20 protein-coding genes and 1 pseudogene are annotated in these 21,246 nt (G+C 63.0%); 3 read left to right on the top strand and 18 right to left on the bottom strand.

Going from position 1 to position 21,246, the window contains the following annotated elements; translation table 11 throughout:
• Positions 1 to 69 precede the first annotated feature (69 nt).
• The 6 genes from AAGS40_RS15635 to AAGS40_RS15610 form a co-directional block, all read right to left on the bottom strand.
• On the bottom strand, positions 70 to 1,521 hold the full coding sequence (locus AAGS40_RS15635; protein WP_345815693.1) for a glycosyltransferase: 1,452 nt from the start codon (positions 1,519 to 1,521) through the stop codon (positions 70 to 72).
• Between the two features lie 58 nt (positions 1,522 to 1,579).
• Positions 1,580 to 2,179 (bottom strand): cytochrome b, encoded by a 600-nt coding sequence (locus AAGS40_RS15630; RefSeq protein ID WP_345815692.1) that lies wholly within the window; start codon positions 2,177 to 2,179, stop codon positions 1,580 to 1,582.
• 217 nt (positions 2,180 to 2,396) lie between these two features.
• Positions 2,397 to 3,203, bottom strand: a complete 807-nt coding sequence (locus AAGS40_RS15625; RefSeq protein ID WP_345815691.1) for a class I SAM-dependent methyltransferase — start codon at positions 3,201 to 3,203, stop codon at positions 2,397 to 2,399.
• A gap of 250 nt (positions 3,204 to 3,453) precedes the next feature.
• Positions 3,454 to 4,557, bottom strand: coding sequence for a cyclopropane-fatty-acyl-phospholipid synthase family protein (locus AAGS40_RS15620; RefSeq protein WP_345815690.1), 1,104 nt, complete (start codon positions 4,555 to 4,557; stop codon positions 3,454 to 3,456).
• A gap of 59 nt (positions 4,558 to 4,616) precedes the next feature.
• A complete protein-coding gene (locus tag AAGS40_RS15615) occupies positions 4,617 to 5,393 on the bottom strand; it encodes a DUF1295 domain-containing protein (RefSeq protein ID WP_345815689.1) in 777 nt (258 codons plus the stop codon).
• 84 nt (positions 5,394 to 5,477) lie between these two features.
• On the bottom strand, positions 5,478 to 6,098 hold the full coding sequence (locus AAGS40_RS15610) for a lipocalin family protein (RefSeq protein ID WP_345815688.1): 621 nt from the start codon (positions 6,096 to 6,098) through the stop codon (positions 5,478 to 5,480).
• Between the two features lie 233 nt (positions 6,099 to 6,331).
• Here AAGS40_RS15610 and AAGS40_RS15605 point away from each other — a divergent pair, with 233 nt between their 5' ends.
• The 3 genes and pseudogenes from AAGS40_RS15605 (at position 6,332) to AAGS40_RS15595 (ending at position 8,410) form a co-directional block, all read left to right on the top strand.
• Positions 6,332 to 6,535 (top strand): DUF3562 domain-containing protein, encoded by a 204-nt coding sequence (locus tag AAGS40_RS15605; protein WP_345815687.1) that lies wholly within the window; start codon positions 6,332 to 6,334, stop codon positions 6,533 to 6,535.
• A gap of 140 nt (positions 6,536 to 6,675) precedes the next feature.
• Positions 6,676 to 7,778 (top strand): annotated as a pseudogene (locus AAGS40_RS15600) (FAD-dependent oxidoreductase).
• A 170-nt stretch (positions 7,779 to 7,948) separates the two neighbouring features.
• A complete protein-coding gene (locus tag AAGS40_RS15595; RefSeq protein ID WP_345815686.1) occupies positions 7,949 to 8,410 on the top strand; it encodes a GNAT family N-acetyltransferase in 462 nt (153 codons plus the stop codon).
• A gap of 74 nt (positions 8,411 to 8,484) precedes the next feature.
• On the opposite strand, the gene AAGS40_RS15590 is transcribed toward AAGS40_RS15595, so the two are convergent.
• The 12 genes from AAGS40_RS15590 to AAGS40_RS15535 are packed head-to-tail and all read right to left on the bottom strand — an operon-like array spanning position 8,485 to position 21,232.
• Positions 8,485 to 9,888 carry an MFS transporter gene (locus AAGS40_RS15590; protein WP_345815685.1) on the bottom strand — a complete coding sequence of 468 codons (1,404 nt, stop codon included), beginning with the start codon at positions 9,886 to 9,888 and terminating at the stop codon, positions 8,485 to 8,487.
• 25 nt (positions 9,889 to 9,913) lie between these two features.
• Entirely contained in the window at positions 9,914 to 11,179 is a 1,266-nt protein-coding gene (locus AAGS40_RS15585) for an FAD-dependent oxidoreductase (RefSeq protein ID WP_345815684.1), read from the bottom strand.
• Positions 11,176 to 12,138, bottom strand: coding sequence for a VOC family protein (locus AAGS40_RS15580; RefSeq protein WP_345815683.1), 963 nt, complete (start codon positions 12,136 to 12,138; stop codon positions 11,176 to 11,178). The genes AAGS40_RS15585 and AAGS40_RS15580 overlap by 4 nt, the downstream gene beginning before the upstream one ends.
• A 26-nt stretch (positions 12,139 to 12,164) precedes the next feature.
• Entirely contained in the window at positions 12,165 to 13,655 is a 1,491-nt protein-coding gene (locus tag AAGS40_RS15575; protein ID WP_345816571.1) for an aldehyde dehydrogenase, read from the bottom strand.
• 40 nt (positions 13,656 to 13,695) lie between these two features.
• A complete protein-coding gene (locus AAGS40_RS15570) occupies positions 13,696 to 14,526 on the bottom strand; it encodes an aspartate dehydrogenase (RefSeq protein ID WP_345815682.1) in 831 nt (276 codons plus the stop codon).
• Positions 14,519 to 16,177 (bottom strand): thiamine pyrophosphate-binding protein, encoded by a 1,659-nt coding sequence (locus AAGS40_RS15565; RefSeq protein WP_345815681.1) that lies wholly within the window; start codon positions 16,175 to 16,177, stop codon positions 14,519 to 14,521. The genes AAGS40_RS15570 and AAGS40_RS15565 overlap by 8 nt, the downstream gene beginning before the upstream one ends.
• Positions 16,170 to 16,979 carry an SDR family oxidoreductase gene (locus AAGS40_RS15560; protein ID WP_345815680.1) on the bottom strand — a complete coding sequence of 270 codons (810 nt, stop codon included), beginning with the start codon at positions 16,977 to 16,979 and terminating at the stop codon, positions 16,170 to 16,172. The genes AAGS40_RS15565 and AAGS40_RS15560 overlap by 8 nt, the downstream gene beginning before the upstream one ends.
• Entirely contained in the window at positions 16,979 to 17,875 is an 897-nt protein-coding gene (locus AAGS40_RS15555) for an IclR family transcriptional regulator (RefSeq protein WP_345815679.1), read from the bottom strand. Before AAGS40_RS15555 ends, AAGS40_RS15560 begins: the two co-directional genes overlap by 1 nt.
• Entirely contained in the window at positions 17,872 to 18,765 is an 894-nt protein-coding gene (locus AAGS40_RS15550) for an alpha/beta fold hydrolase (RefSeq protein ID WP_345815678.1), read from the bottom strand. The genes AAGS40_RS15555 and AAGS40_RS15550 overlap by 4 nt, the downstream gene beginning before the upstream one ends.
• A 46-nt stretch (positions 18,766 to 18,811) precedes the next feature.
• Positions 18,812 to 19,339 carry a cupin domain-containing protein gene (locus tag AAGS40_RS15545; protein ID WP_345815677.1) on the bottom strand — a complete coding sequence of 176 codons (528 nt, stop codon included), beginning with the start codon at positions 19,337 to 19,339 and terminating at the stop codon, positions 18,812 to 18,814.
• A 26-nt stretch (positions 19,340 to 19,365) separates the two neighbouring features.
• The gene (locus tag AAGS40_RS15540) at positions 19,366 to 20,148 is read right to left on the bottom strand and encodes an SDR family oxidoreductase (RefSeq protein ID WP_345815676.1); all 783 of its coding nucleotides are present in this window, start codon (positions 20,146 to 20,148) and stop codon (positions 19,366 to 19,368) included.
• Complete coding sequence (locus tag AAGS40_RS15535) at positions 20,141 to 21,232, bottom strand: aromatic ring-hydroxylating dioxygenase subunit alpha (protein ID WP_345815675.1); 1,092 nt, start codon at positions 21,230 to 21,232, stop codon at positions 20,141 to 20,143. The genes AAGS40_RS15540 and AAGS40_RS15535 overlap by 8 nt, the downstream gene beginning before the upstream one ends.
• Between the last annotated feature and the right edge of the window lie 14 nt (positions 21,233 to 21,246).

Raw genomic sequence — 21,246 nt, 5'->3', positions numbered from 1 at the left:
AGGCCGACGTCGTCGCACAGTCTACTAGAAGCGGAAGGCCCCTGGGTCCGCCAAAGAAGTCGGCCTGCGCTAGCCCTTGTCGCGCGTGACGAGACCCGTGCGGCGCTGCACACCCCACGCGCGGCCGCCACGGAGAAAGTGCAGCCAGCCCAGCGCCGCGCCGGCATGCCGCACCAGTTGGAACGTGAATGGCTCCGCGATCGCCGCGAGCATCGCCATCCATAAACTGCTGCCCGCACGCTTGCCCGTCCAGCGGTGGTACAGATGGATACTCCAAAGATAAAACGCGAGATCGATCGCAGTTTTCAGGCCGATCACGCTAAAGATCGAGATGACAATCGCGCCGTGGCCGCCAAAAACGAAACCCAGCAACAAAGCGAATGCGGTGAGGCCGTAGATCGGCTGCATGGTGTCGATCGCCTTGACCGGCAGCATGACCATGCCTAACGTGCCGAAGCGTGGATTGCCGGTCATGTCGCGATTCCAGTACTGCGTTTGCAGGAAACCCGCGAACCAGCGGCGGCGTTGTCGCAGGAAACCGGCGAGATTATCCGGCGCGTCGGTGCGGGCATGCGCGCCGCCCACCACGCGCACGACCCAGCCCAGACCGTGGTCGACGGAATAACGACGCAAGCGATGAATCAGTTCGTAGTCTTCGACCAGGCATTGCGGATCGAACCCGCCCACGTCGATCAATGCATCGCGACGGAACGACGCGAACGCGCCCGAGATCAGCAGCAGACTATCGGCGCGCATCCATGCAAACCGGGCGATGAAATTGCGCATGTACTCATACGTCTGAAACCATTCGAAGATGCGGCCTGACACCGACTTCCCGCACACCGGCACCAGAATGCCGGCCGCGGCAACCAGCGTCGGCTCGCTTGCGAAAGCGGCGCGCATCGCATGAGTGGCGTCGTCATCCAGTAGCGTGTCCGCGTCCACTGTCATCACCGTCTGCGTGGTCATCACCGTAATCGCCGCGTTCAGCGCGAGCGCCTTGCCGCCGTGCGGCACGCGCAACCAGAAGAGGTTCGGATACAGCGTGCTTGGCGCGCTCAGCACGCCCTCGGCGGCAGCCGTCAGGCCGAAGCGCTCGGTGAGCAGTTCGCGCGTGCGGTCGGTGGAACCGTCGTCGGCAATGACGATCTGCGCAGGGCCGTGCGTTTGACGCAGCAACGCCGCAAGCGTGACCGGCAGTACCGTTGCCTCGTTATGCGAGGCAACGATCACACCCAGGGTCGGCAGATCGCGCGAGTCGTCCGCAGCATTGAGCGGCAGTGTGCCGCGAATGAGCGGCAGCGTCTTCCAGGTGACGAATGCGAGCAGCAACGTGTCGTACAGCACGTACGCAATGCCCGTCGACCACGCCAGCGCGCCTTTCAGAAAGAACGCCCGCGCGAACAGCAGTACCCACAACGCGATGACGCTCAAGTGAATCAGCGCGCCGAGCGGCGTGGACGGACGCGGCACGATGCGCGGCGAAGCAAGGGCGAGCGCCTGTTCCAGAGTGTTCTTCAAGGTAACTGCCGGCTAGTTCGGAGTGGACGGAAATGGGAAAGTGCGCGCGCGTTGCCGCTCACGGCACCATGCGTTTGAGAACCGACTTGCGGTCGATCCATTCATGCTTCAACGCGCCGCCAATGTGCATGGCCACGAGCGCGATCAATGCATAGCCAAGCCATGTGTGCAAAGCGCCGAAACGGTCATGCAGTGTTTCCTTGAGCGACGGGTCGAGGTTCATCACATAGCCGATTCGCGGCCACTGGAAAAGATTGAACAACCGCATGGGATGCGTGGCGGCATCTTTCCACGCCGAATCGTGCAGCCAGCCGGAGAGCGGCAGCGCAATCATCAGCAGGTACAGCAGAAAGTGCGCAACATGCGCGGCAATCTTTTCCCACGACGGAAACTCGCGCGGCAACGGCGGCGGCTTGTGCGACACCCGCCACAAGATGCGCATGAGCGCGAGACCCAGCACCGTTATACCGATCGACTTATGCGTGTCGACCACCGGCCGCACCCAGTCATCGGGCCATGACTCGGCGCTCAGTCCAAGCACGACGTTGACGATCATCAGCAGCGCAATCAGCCAATGCAGCACCATCGCCGTGCGCGTGTAACGCGACGGAAGCGGCGCTCCGGTGGAACTGCTCAGGGAATCGGCGTGCGTATTCATGTCTGTTCCGTCCGAAAGTGCATGGCTGCGAAAGCTGTTTGAAAAATGTGGCGAGGCATAGCGAACGCAACGCGCTGCCACATCAGGAAAACACTTCAGTTTGCCGGTTTATTTCACCGCGCGCCCGATAGTGTGTTTCAGAATATTTCGACTGTCGTTTCGACTGCTTTTGACTGTCATGCCCGCTATCGATGCGCACGGTCGCGTTTGACGGACATTAGGCGCGAGGCGGCTCGCGGCGCGCGATCAGGGCAGTCGATTCGATCCGCTCGTCGAGCCAACCGTTGGTTGCATGCGCATCCAGTAGCTGCGCCGCGCGTTCGAGCAGTTCATCCAGACGCTCTCCAAGCCTTTCGCGAGAAAGACTCGACATCGACCGGGGCCGCTCCAGGAGTGATTCGACCGTGACGCGGCGTGTTTCCACGAATGACACCCGTTCGAGTACCGAAAAGGCGGATTTCGCAAGAACCGTGTCGTGACTTTCCCGGTCGTGCGTTTCGCGCTGCTGCCGTGCCGGGTCGCTCCAGGAATATTCCTCCAGCAGCGCCTGATAGGGCGCAAGCCACGCAATCGGCGCATCTGTCACCGTCGAGGTCGAAAACAGGGCCACCGCGCCCTCCGGTTCGATCAGCGCGTCGAGGCGCGACAGCGTGTCGGCGCGGTCCATCCAGTGAAAAGCGCGGCCAATGACAGCCAGCCGAAAGCGCCCCATTGCCGGCGCCAGATCGTAGGAACCGCCCTGCTGGTACTCGATATTCGGCGCGAGGCCCGCGCCCAGCGACGCGGCGACGCGCAACATTTCGGGTTCCGGGTCGAGCGCAAGGCCTGCACCGACCCACGACGAGAACACGAGCGACAACTGTCCCGGCCCGCACCCGAGATCGAGCAGCCGTCCGGAGCCGTCGAGCCGACAGCACTCGGCGACACGGCGAATCAGGCGCGGAGAATAAGCGGGACGGCCGGCGAGATAATGCGCCGCGCTGGTTTTGAAGCGACTTGAAACGGGCGGTGTGGGCGTGGTCATGGGCGGGTCCGAGCAGCACGAGAAGGCGGCATGCGTGGTGAAGCGGCTGCCGCCGCCGGCTAACTGTACGCGCACCGCGCCGGGACGGTATGCGTGATGGTAGGGGAAATCGCCGGAACCGGCCGGCGTTCCAATGCCGCGAGCGCTTCATGCATTAACGCTTCAACAGACTAATGCCTTGATGCCTTGATGCCTTGATGCCTTGATGCCTTGATGCCTTGATGCCCTGATGCGTTAGCACCGTGACACTTTAACGCTTCACGAAACGATAGTGGCCGACACCCCACTCGTTTCCCTTCGCATATCCGAACAGCTCCGCGACGGCCATATAAAACATCCGCCAACGCTGAAACCAGACAGCGGCGTCACGTGCCCCATACGTATCGACGAGCATGGGCATTACTTTGTCACGGGCAGCGTCGAGCGCGGCCAGCCAATGGTTCGCGGTACGCTCGTAATGCGTGCCGCTCACCCACCATTGCCGTTCCATTGCCAGATCCTCCTGGAAATTGAGCAGCAGCGCCTCGGAGGGCATCGTCCCGCCGGTAAAAAAGTACTTGGACATCCAGTCGCTGCCGTCCTTCACCTCGAAGTGATACGCAAGCGTCCGGTGCACGAAGATGTGCACGAAAAGCCTGGCGTCGTCACGCATCCAGCGTGCGATCTTCGCCAGCAGCAAGCCGTAGTTCTTCATGTGCTCGAACATCTCGATCGACACCACGCGGTCGAAGCCGCCCGCGAGCAGTGCGTCGTCGAATTCGAAGTCCACGACGTTCCCGGTCACCACGCACAGGTTGTGCAGACCGCGTTCAGCGGCGCGCGCCTCGATGAAAGCGCGCTGCCCGTAAGAATTCGACAATGCCACGATCTGCGAGCGCGGATAGCGTGCCGCCAGCCAGAGCGACAGCGAACCCCAACCGCAGCCGAGATCAAGAATGCGCTGGCCGTCCGCGAGTTCGGCGCGTTCCCCATACGCTTCGAGCATGGCCGCCTCGGCCTGCGCAAGCGTCTCGTTCCCGGAAGGATAGAGGCAACAGGAGTACTTCAGATGCGGCCCGAGATGTGCGTGAAAGAATGACGCCGGCACTTCGTAGTGCTGCGAATTGGCCGCTTGTGTTTCGATTGCAATCGGGCTCGCCCGCAATTCGTCGAGCAGGCGATTAAGGCGTTGAGAGCGCACTTCGCCATTGTCGATCGCTTCGTCGCGCAGACGCTGCCGCATCAACTGACGCATACCCAAACGGATCACGCTGTCCGGCAGCCAGCCACGTTCGCAGCTGTGGATGAGCCAGCCGTCGCGAGGCCCGGCAGGCGATGCCGGCGGCAAAGTGCGATTTGTGGTGGAAACGCTCATGATCCCGGCTCCTGTCGTTCTTTATCGAGTCTTCTGACATCTGCGAAGGCTATCCACGGTCAATGCCGCGGCGGCCACGGAATTAGCGCACTGGTGGTGCGCATGTAGTCGGCGTACCCCGCGCGGCGATTGGCCATGCTCTGCTCGATCAGCGGAATGCCCGAGAGCTTGAGCAGCAAAAACGCCATCAAGACCGGCGGCAAAAGAGTGAACCAGCCCCACGATGTTCCAACGGACAGCGCGATATAGGCGACCCAATGCACGCATTCGAAGAAGTAATTTGGATGCCGCGAGTAACGCCACAGCCCGACGCGGCAAACCGATTCGTGGTTAGCCGGGTCCGATTTGAAATCTTTTAACTGACGGTCTGCCATGCTTTCGCCCGCGACCGACACGATCCACAACACCACGGCCAGAATGATCCAGCCAATGGCCGGCGTAGTGGTCCGATAGGACGGCACCAGAAACGCGATGGACAGCAACATGGAAATCACAACCTGCATCTGGAAGAACCAGAACATCTTGCTGGCCGCCTTGTCGCCCCATTCTTCACGAAAGCGGTGATAGCGCGCGTCTTCCGGTTTGCCGAAATTGCGTTTCCACAGATGCATGCCGAGCCGCATGCCCCACACGAGTCCGCCTAGCGCGCTCAACGCGCGCGCCACCGGATCGCCAGTGCTGACCACCGCGTAAAGCACCGCCACGAGGCCCAGCGAAAATGCCCAGATCGGGTCGACCATGCCGGCATTTTCGGTCTTCAACTGCCATGCCCACACGGCGCTGAAAATCACAACCAGGCCGATCAAGGCGATCAGGGCGGCGATATAAGGCGACATGCAATCCTCACTCGGTGACGGTGCGGGTTATACGCGACAAGAATTTCAGCGGATGCGGCACACAGCTTCACAGAAGCACGGCCACTAGTCCTTGTCGCCCGGCGATGCAAAACCAGGCTGGCCCAACTGGTCGGGGTGTTGCGGCACGCGTTTGAAGCGCGACGTGTCGTAGCCCATCGCATCGAGCCGCGCAAGCAGCGAACGGTAGACGTCGTCGCTCATGTCCGCGTCGCGCGAAAAGATCCAGCCGAGGTTCTTTCCGGGATAACCCAGAATCGTGTAGCGGTAGTCGGGGTCCACATATAGCGTCAACTGCGTCACATGAACAGGCCAGAACAGTTGCACGCTCCACTCCCCACCATCCTTGCCGGGCACCGGAGTATCGAGAAACTGGTAATGTTTTTCCGGCGCGTCGAAAGACTTCTTGTGCCCGTAATAAGAGTCGTCGATTTTGCCGTCCGGCCGCAATTTCCATTCCGCGCGGCTACCCACCATGTCGCGCTCCGCAAAATACGGGATATTCGCGATGATGTACCAGCGGCCCATATAACGCGGCAAATCGACTGGCACAGTAGAAAGCGGCACGCTCGCGCGAGGATTAGGATTCGGCGGATTGTTGGAACAGCCCGCAAGCGACAGCAGCACGACGGCTGCTGCAGCAGTAGCGACAACGGAGACAGCGGCAACCCGGGTAAAACGGCGCATGGCGACAAGCCTCCAACGTGGCGGTGATAAAAGCTATTACGTTCGGTGGGGCCGGATGGATGCGGACGATTTCACAACCGACTCACAGCACCTTGCCGCACTGCAAGACAAATCTGCCTGTGGAATGAAACCTGCGATAGATCGATTCAATTGGCGCGCCGGCCGGTCGCATCCTCTAATGGACTCCAGCCGTCCACGCTTTCAGTGCAACCGCTGCCTACCCGGAGATTTCCATGTCGCAGCCCGAACCTAGAGTAGACGAAGTGGTGAGAAGCATTGCCGAAGAGACCGATACGCCAACGGAAACCGTCTCAAGAATGTATGCGGACACACTCGCGGTCTACCGGCAGGATGCCCGTGTATTCGACTATGTGCCTCTCTTCGCGGCTAAAAAAGTGCGTGATCAGCTGCGCGACGCGTCGAGGCGTCGTCACTGACAGCGTCTCGCGTCACGTCATCGCTGACAGCGCTGTGTCATAACCCCCACGCGTTCGCGCACCGATTTCCGTAAAACGCGCCGATTATTTTGTCTCGCTGCTAGACTTTGACCCGGAACTATCATCCCGGGGGGGTTGGCATGCGGGTAACAATCGTGGGCGCGGGCATCGCGGGCCTCAGCACAGCCTGGTCGCTTGCGAAACAGGGACACGACATCACACTGATCGAGCAGGGCTCGATCCCCAACCCGCTGGCGGCTTCGGGCGACCAGCACCGGATGATTCGCCGGGTTATGGCGAGGCCGATGGCTACGCGCGCGCCATCGCTGAAGCATTCGATTGTTGGGATCTGCTGTGGAACGACCTTGGCGTGTCGCACTATGCGAACTGTGGCGTTCTCGGCATTTCGCAACGCGCAGGCGATGCCGGCGAACAGTTTCGCGAGGGGCTGGACCGGATGGCGTTCGAATACGAGCGGATCGAACCGCACGAAGCCGCGGAACGCTATCCGTTTCTCGATCCCGAGACCTTCCGCTATGCGTATCTCGACAAGGACGGCGGCGCGTTATTCAGCGAGCGCATTGCACGCGACATGAAAACGTGGCTCAAAATGTGCGGCGTCGATATCCGCCTGCATACCAAGGTGCTCGCGGTCGATCCGCACACCGCTGCCGTCAGGATTGAAGACGATACGATCGTGCGCGCCGACCGGCTCGTGGTGACCGCGGGCGCGTGGACGTTGCAGCTCTTCCCGTCGCTTGCCGAGAACCTGATGACGTACCGCAACGCCGTTGCCTATCTGCAACCGCCCGCCGATCTGGAACACGCATGGTCGAGCGCGCCCGCGATTGTCGACATAGGCGGCGATAGCGACGGTTACGTGCTGCCGCCGCTCGACGGCATTGGCCTCAAGTTCGGTGCAGGCGCACACAAGGTGCGCTCGCCTGATCCCGATGCCGATCGTGTGCCGGCGCCCGGCGAAGGCGACATCGTGCGCCGACTCTTCTCGCCGCCGTTGCGTCGCATCGACGACTATACGGTCTCCGAAGTAAAAACCTGCATGTACACGTTCACGGCGGATAAGCGCTTCTTTTCGAAGCGCATTGGCAACACGTTCGTCGTGTCGGCGTGCTCCGGTCACGGCTATAAGTTCGGCGCCGCGGTGGGCCGGCAGATTGCATTGGCGGTGGAGACCGGCGACGACGCGACGCTCGCGCGCTGGTTGCGCACTGAAACGCGTTAAATGCGGTAGAGCGGCTACACGCGTTAGATGACCGGTCGGCAGGGTGGCTCCACGATTTGCGCGCGGGGTGGAGCTAACAATAAAGCAGCAAATTTCTTATGCTGACGGCTGGTTGCGGCTGGCGCTCACTCATGCGAAGCCGCGTTGGTTCGACCTTCCCTCAGAAACCCATGTCCGACTCAATCCAAGTCCGCCCCGTCACGCCTGGCGATTTCGACGCATGGCTTCCACTTTGGGATGCCTATAACGCGTTTTACGGCCGCAGCGGCGAAACGGCATTGCCGCGCGAAATCACGCACATCACGTGGAATCGTTTTTTTGACGGTTACGAGCCCATGCATGCGCTGGTTGCGCAACGCAATGGCCAACTGCTTGGCATCGCGCATTTTCTGTATCACCGCCATACCACCCTCGCCGGGCCCATCTGTTATCTGCAAGACCTCTACACGCTCGACTCGGAGCGCGGCAAGGGAATCGGGCGGGCGTTGATCGAAGCGGTCTATGCGCGGGCGAAGGCGGATCGCGCCGAACGGGTGTACTGGCAAACGCATGAGACCAATCAGACGGCAATGAAGCTTTACGACCATATAGCGGACCGGTCGGGGTTCGTGGTCTATCGCAAGGCACTGTGAATGGAGATGGCGTTTGCGGCACGACCGCACATCGCCGCTACACCGCCACACCTCCCTCGCGTCCCAACTCCCCATCACGCTTCGAGTTGTTCCAGCACTTTTCCCTTGGTCTCGATCCCAAGAAAATGCACGGCAATTGCGGCGATGAACGGCACCGCTGCCAGAATATAAAACGCCACCTGCAGATTGCCGCCAATCATCGTTTTCGATACGATCGCCGGCGCGAAAATCGCCGCAACTTTCAACCATGCGCCGCCCACGCCGCAGCCCATCGCACGGATACTCGTCGGGTACAGCTCCGGCGTGTACACATAGGCCGTGATAAAGCCGCACGCGAGAAAACCCAATGAGAACGCACAGCACGTTGCGACCACATAGACCGACGAGTCGTGAAACACGCCTGCCAATAGCAGTGAAATCGCGCACGCCACGAATGACAGGTTGATGATCGGCTTGCGTCCCACCTTGTCGACCAGCAACGCGCACGTCAGCGAGCCCACCACGCCAAGCACCGAAGCAGCCACTGCCAGATTCAACGCCAGTTGCAGCGGCGCGTGATAAATGGTGCGGTAGATGGTCGGCAACCACGTCGACAGACCGTACTGAATGAAGCCGCAGGTGATCCACAACATGGCCACCGCCATCGTGCGCCTCAGATAGGCCGGTCCGAACAGATCGCTCATGCGGCGCTTCGGGTGACGGTTCGCCATCGCGTCGAACTCTGCGGAATGCGCAAGCGGCGGCAGCGGACCCTTCGCCGCGCGCTCGAATGCATGCACGGCGGCGTCCGCGTCGGCCATCCGCTCGTGTTCGGCGAGCCACCGCGGCGATTCCGGCACCAGCTTGCGCAACACGAAAAACAGAATCAACGGCATGCCGCCGATGAAGTACATCGCCTGCCAGCCAAAGCGCGGCACGATCCACGCACCCAACGCGTTCGACGCAAGCAACCCGACCGGAAAGACGATTTCATACAGCAGCACAAAGCGGCCACGGCCATGCGCGCGGCTGATCTCGTTGATATAGGTCGCAGCCACCGGCAGCTCGCCGCCCAGCCCCAGCCCCTGGATCACCCGCAACACGACGAACGCCGCAAACGTCGGCGCAAAACCGCATGCAATGCTCGTGATGCCGATGATCCCCGAACTGAGCGCAATCGCCTTCACGCGGCCATTGCGTTCCGCGAACCACGGAAAAACGAACGCGCCGATCAGTTGGCCGACGGAGCCGGAGCCGATCAGAAAGCCGATCTCCCACGGCGTCAGATGCCACTTCGCAATCAGGATCGGCAGAGTCGCCGCGATCGCGATCACGTCGAAGCCGTCGAAGAACGTCGCCAGCCCGATCAGAATGCGCGCTCGCACCTGCATCGCGTTCTTCGGCAAGCGTTCAAGCCGCGCGATGATCGAGCCTCGCGTCACAGGACCGGAGACACCGGCGCTGCTGCGGTCTCCCAAGGTGTTGTCGATGGTTCTCATGCCGTTGTGCCGTCCGTAGATGTGGTTAGGCAAGCGCCGTTGAGGCGTCGGTCAGGGTGGCAAGGTCGATGGTCCGGCCTTGATTCATCCACTTGCGCGACAGTTTCAGTTCGCGCGGCGTATTGATCGCAATCACGCCGCGAATCGCGCCGTCTTCCAGGTGAAACAGCGTCGCGCGCTTGCCCGGCAGATCGCCGCGCACGGCAAGCTGCGCGTCGCCGGGGATGTCGCCGAGAATCTGCAGGTTCACGTCGTATTGATCGGACCAGAACCATGGAATATCCGCATACGGTTCGAACTGGCCGAGCAATGCCTTCGCCACGGCGATCGCCTGGTTCTGCGCATTGGCCCACGATTCGAGCCTCACGCGGCGCTTGAGCCACGCGCTCGGATGATTCGCGACGTCGCCGCACGCGAAAATGCGCGGGTCGTCGGTGGCGCCGAACTGATCGACGGCGATGCCGTCTTCCACCTTGATGCCCGCCGCCTCGGCAAGCGCCGTGTGGGGCGTCAGGCCGATGCCCGCGACCGCGAAATCCGCGTCGAGTGTCGCGCCGTCGGCGAACGTCGCGCAAATCCGGCTGGCGTCGCCCGGATGGTCGGCGATCGAAACGAGCGATGCATTCAGACGCACGTCAACGCCATTCGAGCGATGCAACGCCAGCAGGAAGTCCGAGACCATCGGCGGCAACGAACGCGCGCACAAGCGCGGCGCGCCCTCCACGACGGTCGCCTCGACACCGAGCTTGCGCGCCGTCGCCGCGACTTCGAGACCAATCCAGCCGCCGCCCACCACCAGCACACGCTTGCTCGCGCGCAAACGCTCGCCGAGCGCCACCGCTTCGTCGAGCGTGCGCAGATAGGCAATGTGCGAAGTCTTCACCAACGATGCCGGCAAGCGGCGCGCCGCGCCGCCCGTCGCGATCACGAGCCGGTCGTAATGCACGTCGCGGCCCGACTGCGTGCGCACGATCCGCTGCGCCCGATCGATCGACGTCGCGCAATCGGGCTGCCACGCTTCGACGCTCAGCGCGCCGACATCGTCCGGTTTGACGAGGCGCACGGTTTCGATATCCGCTTCTCCCGCCAGCACGGCTTTCGAGAGCGGCGGGCGTTCGTAGGGCAAATGGATCTCGTCGGCGATCATCACGAGGCGACCGGCGAAGCCTTCCTTTCGCAGCGTCTTCACGACCCAGCCGGCCGCCTGACCGCCACCGATCACCACGATGGTGTGCGGCGCCTCGAGGCCGGCATGCGCGGCTTGCGCCTTCTCGACAGCAACGTCCGTCATTTCTTCTGCTCCGTCATGAACTTGCCTTCGGGCGCCTTCGCGTTTTTCTGGCGACGCGTCGTACCGTCGATGCCGCCATCGATCGCCCACTCCGCAAACACGGTCGGCCCAGGTTCGAAGTCACGTGGCTGCCACTCGGGCGTGAGCTGGTCTTCGTCGGCGTAGTACTCGATCAGGCCGCCCGCCGGATTCTGGAAATACCAGAAGTACGCCGACGACACCGGATGACGTCCCGGCCCAAGCTGCGTTTCCCAGCCGCATCGGCTGATATGCATGCCGCCCCCGAACACTTCGTGGATATCGCGCACCGTGAACGCCACGTGATTCAGACCGCGTTTGCCGCCAGGCAACGCAAGCAGAAAGATGTCGTGATGACCGCCGTGCGGCGCGCAGCGCATGAACGCGCCACGGCCCGGGTAACGGTCCGACATTTCGAAGCCGAGCAGTTCCTGATAGAACTTCTCCTGCTCCGCGAGCCTGTTGGTGAAGAACACCACGTGGCCCACTTCGACCGGCTCGGCGCGCTCGTATATCGGCGAAGGCTGATCGACGCGCAGCGTCTGGCCCCACACGTTCGAAGGCGAACCCTGAATGTCGAGCGCGCGCTTGCGGGTCACTTCCACGCGAATGGCCATGCCGTTCGGGTCGATGCAGCCCACCGCGTCATCGGTTTCGACATGGCCCGGCTGACCCGCGAAGCGGCCGCGCAGTTCGTCGAGCTCCGCTTTCGTCGCAACGCCCCATGTCACTTCCCGCAAGGTCGGGCCTTCCTCGAACGCGGGCGGTAGCGATGGATCGTTCGCGTTGACGGCCAGAATCGTGCAGCCGTTGAGCGTTTCAAAGCGCGCGCGTGTTTCGTCGTGCGCGACTTCCTTCAGGCCCCAGTCCGCGAAAAAGCGGCGACAGGTAGCCAGATCCGTCACGCCGTATGTAATCTGTTCGATGCCGAGAATCGTCATAACGTGCCTCTTGCTTATCCTGCGTATCAGTTGGCCCACGCCAGCGGCGCGTCGTTCAAGCCCCAGTAAAGGCTTTTCTGCTGCATGTATTCGCGAATGCCGAGCCGGCCCTTTTCGCGTCCCATGCCGCTTTCTTTCCAGCCGCTGAACGGGGTGGAAATCGAAAACAGCTTGTAGGTATTGATCCAGATGGTGCCCGCTTCCAGCGCACGCGCCGTGCGGTAAGCGCGCTTGTAATCGCGCGTCCAGATGCCGGCGGCAAGACCGAACACGCTGTTATTCGCGTCTTTCAATAACGATGCTTCGTCGTCGAACGGCATGGCGACCAGCACCGGGCCGAAGATTTCCTCCTGGCAGATGCGCGCGTCGTTCGTGAGTCCTTCGAGAATGGTCGGTTGATAGTAGGTGCCGGCTTCGCGTCCATCGCCCACCGGACGCTCGCCGCCGCACAGCAGGCGGCCGCCTTCCTGAAGGCCCAACGCGACGTAACGCTCGACGCTCTCGCGATGCGCGGCAGTAATCAGCGGACCCATTTGCGTCTCACTGCGCGACGGATCGCCCACGCGCAACTTGCGTGCGCCTTCGGCAAGGCGCTTCATGAACACGTCGTAGATCGGGCGCTGCACGAACAGACGCGAGCCCGCGATGCACGCCTCCCCGGAGGAACTGAAAATGCCGTACAGCACGCCGTTGACCGCATGGTCGAGGTCCGCGTCGTCGAATACGATGGTGGGCGACTTTCCGCCGAGTTCGAGCGAGACGGGCATCAACTTGTCAGCAGCAAGCCGCGCAATGCCTCGGCCCACCTCGGTGCCGCCGGTGAACGACACCTTTCTCACCAGCGGATGACGCACCAGCACATCGCCGATCACCGAACCCTTGCCCGGCAGAACGCTGACAACACCCTTCGGCACACCCGCTTCCTCGCAAATGCGCGCAAGCGCGAGCGAAATTAGCGGCGTCACCTCAGCGGGCTTAAGCACGACCGCGTTGCCGCCCGCAAGTGCCGGCGCGAGCTTCTGCGCGTCCGACGCGATCGGCGAATTCCAAGGCGTGATCGCCGCGATCACGCCAATCGGCTCGTAGACGCTCATCGTCAGATAGTCGCCGCGCGATGGCGTGACGTCTTCGTCGAGCGTTTCGAGGCAAGCCGCGAAGTAGCGGAACGTGTTCGCGGCACTCGCCACCAGCACACGCGTTTCGCCGATCGGCTTGCCGTTGTCGCGGCGCTGCAGTTGTGCGAGCGCTTCGTGACGCGCCATGATCAGATCGGCGATCCGATACAGAATCAGCGCGCGCTGATGCGGCTTCAGTCCGGACCAGTCCGCTTTGCGCCAGGCGAGGTCGGCGGCTTCGACCGCCTCGCGCGCGTCGTCGGCATTCGCGGTGGAGATTTCCATGTTGACCGACTGGTCCGCCGGATACAGGCTTGTGTACGGGTTGCCGCGCCCTTGCCGCCATTCGCCGCCGATGAAAATATCGCCAGTGGGCACAAGGCTGGTATCGAAGTGAGTCATGTCGGTCATTCCGGTTTGCTTCAGCTATTCAACGGATAAGTCAGATCACGCAGCGTGCCGCGCGATTGCGCAGCGCACGGATCGCGCTATACGCAGTCAATGCGGACGTCTTGGGGTTCTCCGGCAGCGGCTTGCCGCACATCTCCAGCGACATCTCGCCGAACGCGCCGCGCGCCACGATGCGATGCACGTTGCGCGTTACGTTCGGATCGGCGATCAGCCTGACAGTGGTGTGGTCGAGACCGAGGCCGGCAAGCGCGATGGTGGCGGCAACGTTGGCATTCTTCGGATAAAGACGCGCTGCTTCGCGCGCGCTGCCTTCGAAAATCATCCGCTCCTCGTTCAGCGTGTTCAGATCGCAGACCTGTTCCGCAGGCGTGCCGAGCCAGCCGGCCGGCGGCTTGCGGCCGGTGTAGAGCACTTCGTCGAGGCCGCCGAGCTTGGCCGCCGCAAGTGCATCCACGCCGCCGATCGCGCCGGAGAGCAGCGTGAGTGTTGCATCGCCTTCGTCGGCGGCGGCCGACAGCGCGTCGAGCAACAGTACGTCGGACAGCGCGCCGATCGAGGCCACCGCGCAATCGGTGCCGGCCTTCAGGAGCGGCACCACGTGATCGACCAGCGCGCTGTGACCCGCGCATTCGAGGGCGAAGTGCGGCTGGCTGCTCAGCGCGGAGACCGACGCGACCACGTCCACGTCCGAGCCCACTACGTCCCGCACCGACGCCATGTGCCGCTCCGGCACGATCACGTGCGACACGCGCACCGTCGGATCGGCGGCGACCGAGCGATACACCGCCTGGCCGATCGCGCCGAAGCCGATCATCGCGACATCGACGGCTGCGCGGTGTCCGGCATAGCCCGCATCACGCATGTTCCGGCTCCTGTTCCTTGACGGGCGGACCGGCGAACGCGGTGGCAAACGAGCCGACCGACAGCATGTCCACTTCCACCAGCACCGGCCCGCTTTTCGCCATGCCTTCGCGGATGATCGAATCGGCCTGATCGAGCGACCTGATGCGGTAATGCGTGAGCTTCAGGCTCTCGCAGAACTGCGCGAAATCCGGCTGATGGAGGTCCACATAGCAGCGCCGACCGCCGTACTGCGCGTCCTGAATGTTGCGGATCACGCCATAGCACTGATCGTTCATCAGCACGATCATCACGTTGGCGTTTTCCTGCACGGCCGTGGCCAGTTCGCCGACGTTGACCATCAGGCCGCCGTCGCCGACGAGGCAGACAGTCTTCGCCGCGTTGCCGGCGAGCGCTGCGCCAATGCCCATCTGCATACCCTGGCCGATGCCGCCGCCGAGCGCATGGACACCGGCACGCGGCGAGAAAATTTTCAGCATGCGGTTGCCCCACGTGCTGTTCGAGATCGTGACGTCGCGCACCCAGTTGTAGTCGCGGCCCACGGCCTGCTGCAAAGCATCGACGAGGCGCTTGTACGGGCCGAGACCCTTGCCTACGTCGGCGACCGCGCTTTCGCGTGCGCCGGCCAGATCCTGCGCGAATTTGGGGTCCACCTTGAGGCGCCCTTCGAGCAGCGTGGCAAGTTCGTCGAGCACCGCCGACGCATCGCCATGAATGAACATCTCGTTGCGATAGCCGCGGTTGTCGGCGAGCGCGTCGGCGTCGATGCGATACAGCGGCTGGGGCAGCGCGAGCTTGTACTTGAGCGTCTCATTGCCGCGCAAGCGCGACCCGACCACCAGCAGTGCGTCGCAGGTTTTGTAAAAGCTTTCCACGGCCGGGTGGACGTTGAACGCGCCGAGTGTGGCGGGATGGTCTTCCGGCAGCACGCCGCGGCCCTGCACGCTCGTGACCACGCCAAAACCTAGTGCGACCAGACGTTCCACCGCAGCACGCGCATGACGTGTGCCGCCGCCAAGCCATAGCAGCGGGCGCTTCGCCTTCGCGAGCTGGTCGGCGAGTTGCGCGACGCGCTGACTGCAATGCGTCAGCGCCGTGACGTGCGGCGCGGCGAGGTCAGCCGGCCAATCCACTTCGGCGGCCTGAATATCGATCGGAATTTCGACGCTCACCGGACCGCTTGGCGCGGTCTGCGCGACGCGCACGGCCTCGCGGACGGTCGGCAGTGCGGTATCGACCGAACGCACGCGGAACGCGGCCTTCGAAATCGAATGCAGCATCGACAACTGGTCCGGCGCTTCGTGGATATAGGCGAGGTCCTGATCGAGATACTCGGTTTCGATCTGGCCAGTAATGTGCAGCAGCGACGTGCCGGCGGTCAGCGCTTCGACCATCGCACCCGCCGCATTACCCGCCGCGGTGCCCGTGCTGGTGAACGCGACCCCGAGGCCGCCGGACACCCGCGCGAGGCCGTCGGCCATGTTGACCGCGCCCGCTTCCCCGCGCGCGCCGACGTAGCGGATCTTGCCGCGCTGATGGATCGCGTCGAGGATCGGCATGTTGTGGATCGAGATCACGCCGAATGCGGTTTGAACGCCGCATTGCTCGAGAAAGGCGGCGATCAGCTCGCCAACGGTGGTTTTATTAGACATGTCGTGCAACGCCTCCAGAAACATCGATGTGAGCGCCCGTCGTATAGGACGACAGCGTCGTAGCCAGATAAAAAAGCGCTTGAGCGGCTTCTTCGGGTTTGCCGAAGCGGCCCAGCGGAATGTGTTTCTTGCGTGCGAGTTCGGCGGTCCAGTCTTCCCAGCTCTGCCCCGGTTGCGCGTCTTTCGCGTAACGCCGGCGCCATTGACCCGATTCGACGATGCCGATCAGAATCGAATTCACGCGGATGCGTTGCGGCGCGAGTTCCACCGCCAGCGACTTGATCAGGTTCTGCACCCCGGCACGCGCCGACGAGGTCGCCACCATATGCGGCTCCGGCTGCAGCGCGAGCAGCGAATTCACGCAGACCACCGACGCCGTCCGGTCCGCGCCGGCGGCTTCGCGCAACATCGGCAGGAATGCGCGCGTCGGGCGGATCACGCTGAAGTACTTGAGGTCGAGTTCTTCGCGCCAGGCGTCATCGGACGTATCGGCAAACGTGGACACGCGGCCCTGGCCCGCGTTGTTCACCAGCATGTCGGTGCGTCCAAACCGTGCCTGTACCGCCTGCGCGAACGCGCCGACTTCTTCTTCGTCGAGCACGTTGCAGGTTTGGGCGAGCAACTGGGCGCCGCCAACCTTGTCTTTCAGCGCGGCTTGCGCGTGGGCCAGGCGCTCGCTGTCACGACCGCAGATCGCCACCGATGCGCCTGCTCGCAGAAACAGTTCGGCGGTGGCAAGCCCAATGCCGGACGAACCGCCCGTCACGACCGCGACCTGCCCGGTCAAATCGATTTGAATCATCAGAGTCCCAATGCCTTCATGTAGTGGCTGCCCGCGTTCGGGCCGCCTTTCGGCCGGTAGTTGAGCCGTTGCGACAGTTCGTCGGCTGCGCGGCGCACCTTGTCGATCAGCCCGCTATCGAGCAGGGACGCGTCGATCTCGTGGCGCGGAATCGTCGTCGTGATCACGGCGACAATGCGTCCTGTGTCGTTGCGCACCGGCGCGCTGACCACCGAAATGCCGCGCTCGAACGACGACTCGCTGATCGCGAAACCGCGTTGTGCGTCGTCGCGAATGCGTTCGTACAGGTCCTCGAGCGTGGCCGGTGTCTGTTTGGTAAAGCGCTCCAGTTCCGGCTCGGGGTAGAGCTTTCTCAGGTCGTCGAGGGTCATGTCGCCCATCAGCACCTGGCCGTGTGTAGTGGCATGCGCCGGCAAGCGCGTGCCGACGTTCACCTTCACCGAACTGAAAATCGGCGCGTGGCTCTGCGCCTTCGCGACGAATACGACGTCGCGTCCGTCGCGAATCACGATATGGCTCGTGAGGCCGGTGTCGCTGCGCAGCGCTTCGATAATCGGCAGACCGAGATCGGTCAGTTCGAGCGAACTCAGGTATTCGAAACCGAGCCGCAAGACGGCCACGCCGAGGCGATAGTTGCGGTCCTTGTCGGCGCGTTCGAGAAAGCCCAGTGATTCGAGCGTTTGCAGCAAACGGAACACCGTCGTGCGGGGAATCTTCAGGCGCTTCGATAATTCCGGCGCGCCGAGTACCGGCTCGCGCGGTGAAAACTCGGTGAGAATTTTCAGACCACGTTCGAGACCGGGCACGCGGTAAGCGGTGTCGCCGCTCGTGTCGTTGCCGGTGTCGCTACGGTCTTCGTCCGCGTCGCGCTCGGCGTTAATCGTGTCGGGCGTCATTCATGGCTCCGTTGTCCGTCGCTCGTGCGACAGAACGTGTCGATGATCGCGGTGTACACAGCGGGTGCCTCGATATAACCAGCGTGCCCCGCGCGCGGCACCACCCGCAACGGGGTGCCCGCGGCGAGCGCAAGCCGCTCGCAGGCCTCGGGCGTCGTGATGGTGTCGTCGGCGCCGACCGCGATGTCGATGGGGCCGCGATAGCGCGCAAGATCGCTCGCGAGATCGGCGTTGGCGAGCAGATGCGTAGCCTGCGCATAACCCTGTGCAATGACGCGCGCCATGTTCCAGCGGACCCACGCGCGGGCCTCCTCGCTCGCGTGAGCGGACAGCATGTTCACGCTGCGTTTTTCCGCAAGCCCGCGCGGGCCGAGTTCGGCGATCATCGCGAGACGCTGGTCGCGCTTCGTGTCGCGCACTTGCGCCGACGCCGCGCCGTAGCCGCCGGCCGGCGACAACAGCAGCAAGCCGGCCACGCGCTGCGCATTGGCCGCCGCAAACGCTCCTGCGATGATCGCACCGAGCGAATGGCCCACCAGCACGCAGCGGCCAATGCCGAGCGCGTCGAGCCATTCGGCAAGCACGGCGGCGTAGTCGGCTGCAACCGGCGATTGAGCCGCGACCGGCGTGGACGCGCCATAACCCGGCGCATCCCACGCAAGCACACGGCGCGCGCCGCCGATTGCCTCGAACTGCTGCACCCACGAAGCCGCGCCCGAGCCAATGCCGTGCAGCAACACCAGCGGCAACGCGTCTTTTTGCGTGCCGCCTGCCTCGCGATAACCGACGGTGCGCTGCGAAGCCAGCCGGATCTCCCGCGCGGGAAAGCGCGACAGGCGCGCTTCGAGCGTAGCGTTCTGACCGGCGGTGATGGACTGGACTGCGGACATGATTTCCTTCGCGAGGTATTCGAATTGCGCGGATAAACGCGGCGGCCTAGCGCTTCAATTTGGCCAGTGGCGAATCCGGCGGATAGGTCGGCGTGACTGGCTTCGGCGAGCCGAGCATCACGCACATCAGCGCGTCTTCTTCGCCGATGTTGACTTCCGTGCGATAAACCCCTGGCGGCACTGAAATCAGATCGCGCTCGCCGAGCACGGCTTCCCAGCTTTCGCCGTCTTTCTCGCAGATGACTTTCATCTTGCCGCGCAGCACGAAGAAAATTTCTTCGACGTCCATATGAATATGGCTCGGGCCAATGTTGCCGGCGGGAATCACCATTGTCGAAAACGTGAAGCCGCCTGCGGGCACCGTGTTCATGTCCTTTGCGACACCCGTGCCGCCCGTGCCGACGTAGCGCATTTGCGCACGGCGATATTTCGGGTCGTAGTCGGCCTGGAACTTCAGCGCGTCCCAGTCGTAGCGGCGCGTTTCCAGGCGCGCCACGCGGCTGTCCAGCCATTGCGAAAAACTCGCATCCGCGGGCTGCTCCCACGATTTGCGTTCGATATCGGCGTCCGCCATCTCTTTCTCCTTTCGATTCGACAAGATCAATTCATCACGAAGCCGCCGTTCACGGGCAACAACTGACCCGTCACGAAGCGCGCAGCATCGGACAACAGGAACAGCACCGGCCCCGTCACGTCGCCGGGAAGCTGGGCACGCGTGAGCGCACGGCCTTGCAAGTAGTACTGATGACGCTCGGCGGGCACATAGGCGGTGGCTTCGACCTCGGTCAGTCCCGGCGCGATTGCGTTGACCGTCACGTTGTGCGCGCCGAATTCGCGTGCCAGCGAGCGCGTCATCGAAATCACCGCGCCCTTGCTCGCGACGTACGCAAGCAGCTTCGGCGCGCCCCACATCGCCGTGTCCGATGCGATATTCACGATGCTGCCGCGCGACGATTCGCGCAGATAGGGCAGCGCGGCAGTGCTCATGAGCCACGTTCCGCGCACGTTCACATTCATCACGGCGTCCCACGTGTCTACCGACAGCTCGTCGGCGAACTTGCCGCCGGAGTGGGTGATCGCCGCGTTATTGATCAGTGCGTCGACGCCGCCAAGCTGCGCCGCGCCCTGTTGCACAAAGCGGTCGATGCTCGCAGGGTCGGCAAGATCGAGCGGCAAAAACGTGATCGCACGGCCCTCGCCAGCGAGCGACGCTGCGAGCGCTTTCCCTTCTTCGTGCAGCACGTCGCCGAACACCACGCTCGCACCGGCCTGCAGCAACGCACGAACAAACGCTGCGCCGAGACCGCGCGCGCCGCCCGTGACGAGCACGCGCAAGCCGTCGAGTGCGACGACCGGGTTGTTGTCGACCCCATCGCTATGCATGACTGGGGCTCGCTTGCGCGTGCTGACCGGCGTCCTGCGCCTGAGCGCGATGCGCGTCCAGATCGGCGAAATGCTGCTGTGCGCGTTGACGCAACAGGCGACGCACGCGTGTCATGCCCACGTCGTGCTGATAGAGGAATTCGTGGTCGCGCGCATTCGGCGCCATGCTTTCGAGTACGTAGCGATCCTGTTCCAGCACGGCCCAGTGCAGACCTTCCAGGCGATTGCGATACAGGAAGCGCCATGCATCGCGCTGCCAGCCCTGCACCTTGCGCGTCCGCCAGAAGTACACCTGGCAGTTGTTTTCGTCGACGGGAACAGCGAAGCCGATGATCCCGAAATTGCCGCCCGGCCCGAACTTCTTCTTGTACGGAATCGCGAGACGCATCCACAGCGTGCCGGTTTCGCCGAGTTCCACCCAGTCGAAGTTCACGTCGCGCTGGCCAACCTTCTCGAACATCAAGCCGGTTTCCGTCTTGCGCACGCGCATGTCGGCCTGCTTGTCGCCTTCGGCCATGGAGTGCGACGTCGCGTGGAGATACGCGCCGTGCATCGGGTCCATCACATTGTCGATTGCGTACTGGTAATTGCATTTCCAGTGCGACATGCACAGGAAGCTCGCATACTCGTCGCCGACCAGTTCTTCCGGCAGATTCAGCGGCGCGGGTTCCTTATGCGCTTCGTCGCCGAACCACAGGAAAATCGCGCCGGCGTGTTCTTCGACGGGATACGACTTCACGCACTTCTGGCCTTCCAGCGGGCACGCCGACACCGCCGGCACCTTGACGACCGCACCTTCGCCATCGACTTCAATGCCGTGATACCAGCACGCGACGCTGCCGCCGAGGTTCCAGCCGAGCGACAGACGCGCGCCTCGGTGCGGGCAGCGGTCTTCGAGCGCGCGGACTTTGCCCACACGGTCGCGCCACAGCACGATCTGGTCGCCCAGACGGGTGATGCCGATCGGCGCGTCGCCCACTTGCCAGCTTGGCGCGACGGGATACCAGTAGTTGCGCAGACCTTGGTCCAGATACGACTGGATGGGATCGGCCGCGCGTTGATTCGTTGTTTGGGGGGACGACATGCAAGACTCCAGAG

Origin of the sequence: Paraburkholderia sp. PREW-6R, from assembly GCF_039621805.1 — a bacterium.
Taxonomy (GTDB): Bacteria; Pseudomonadota; Gammaproteobacteria; order Burkholderiales; family Burkholderiaceae; genus Paraburkholderia.
Note: the sequence above shows the minus strand (reverse complement) of the source record. Positions and strands in the feature narration are given on the sequence as shown.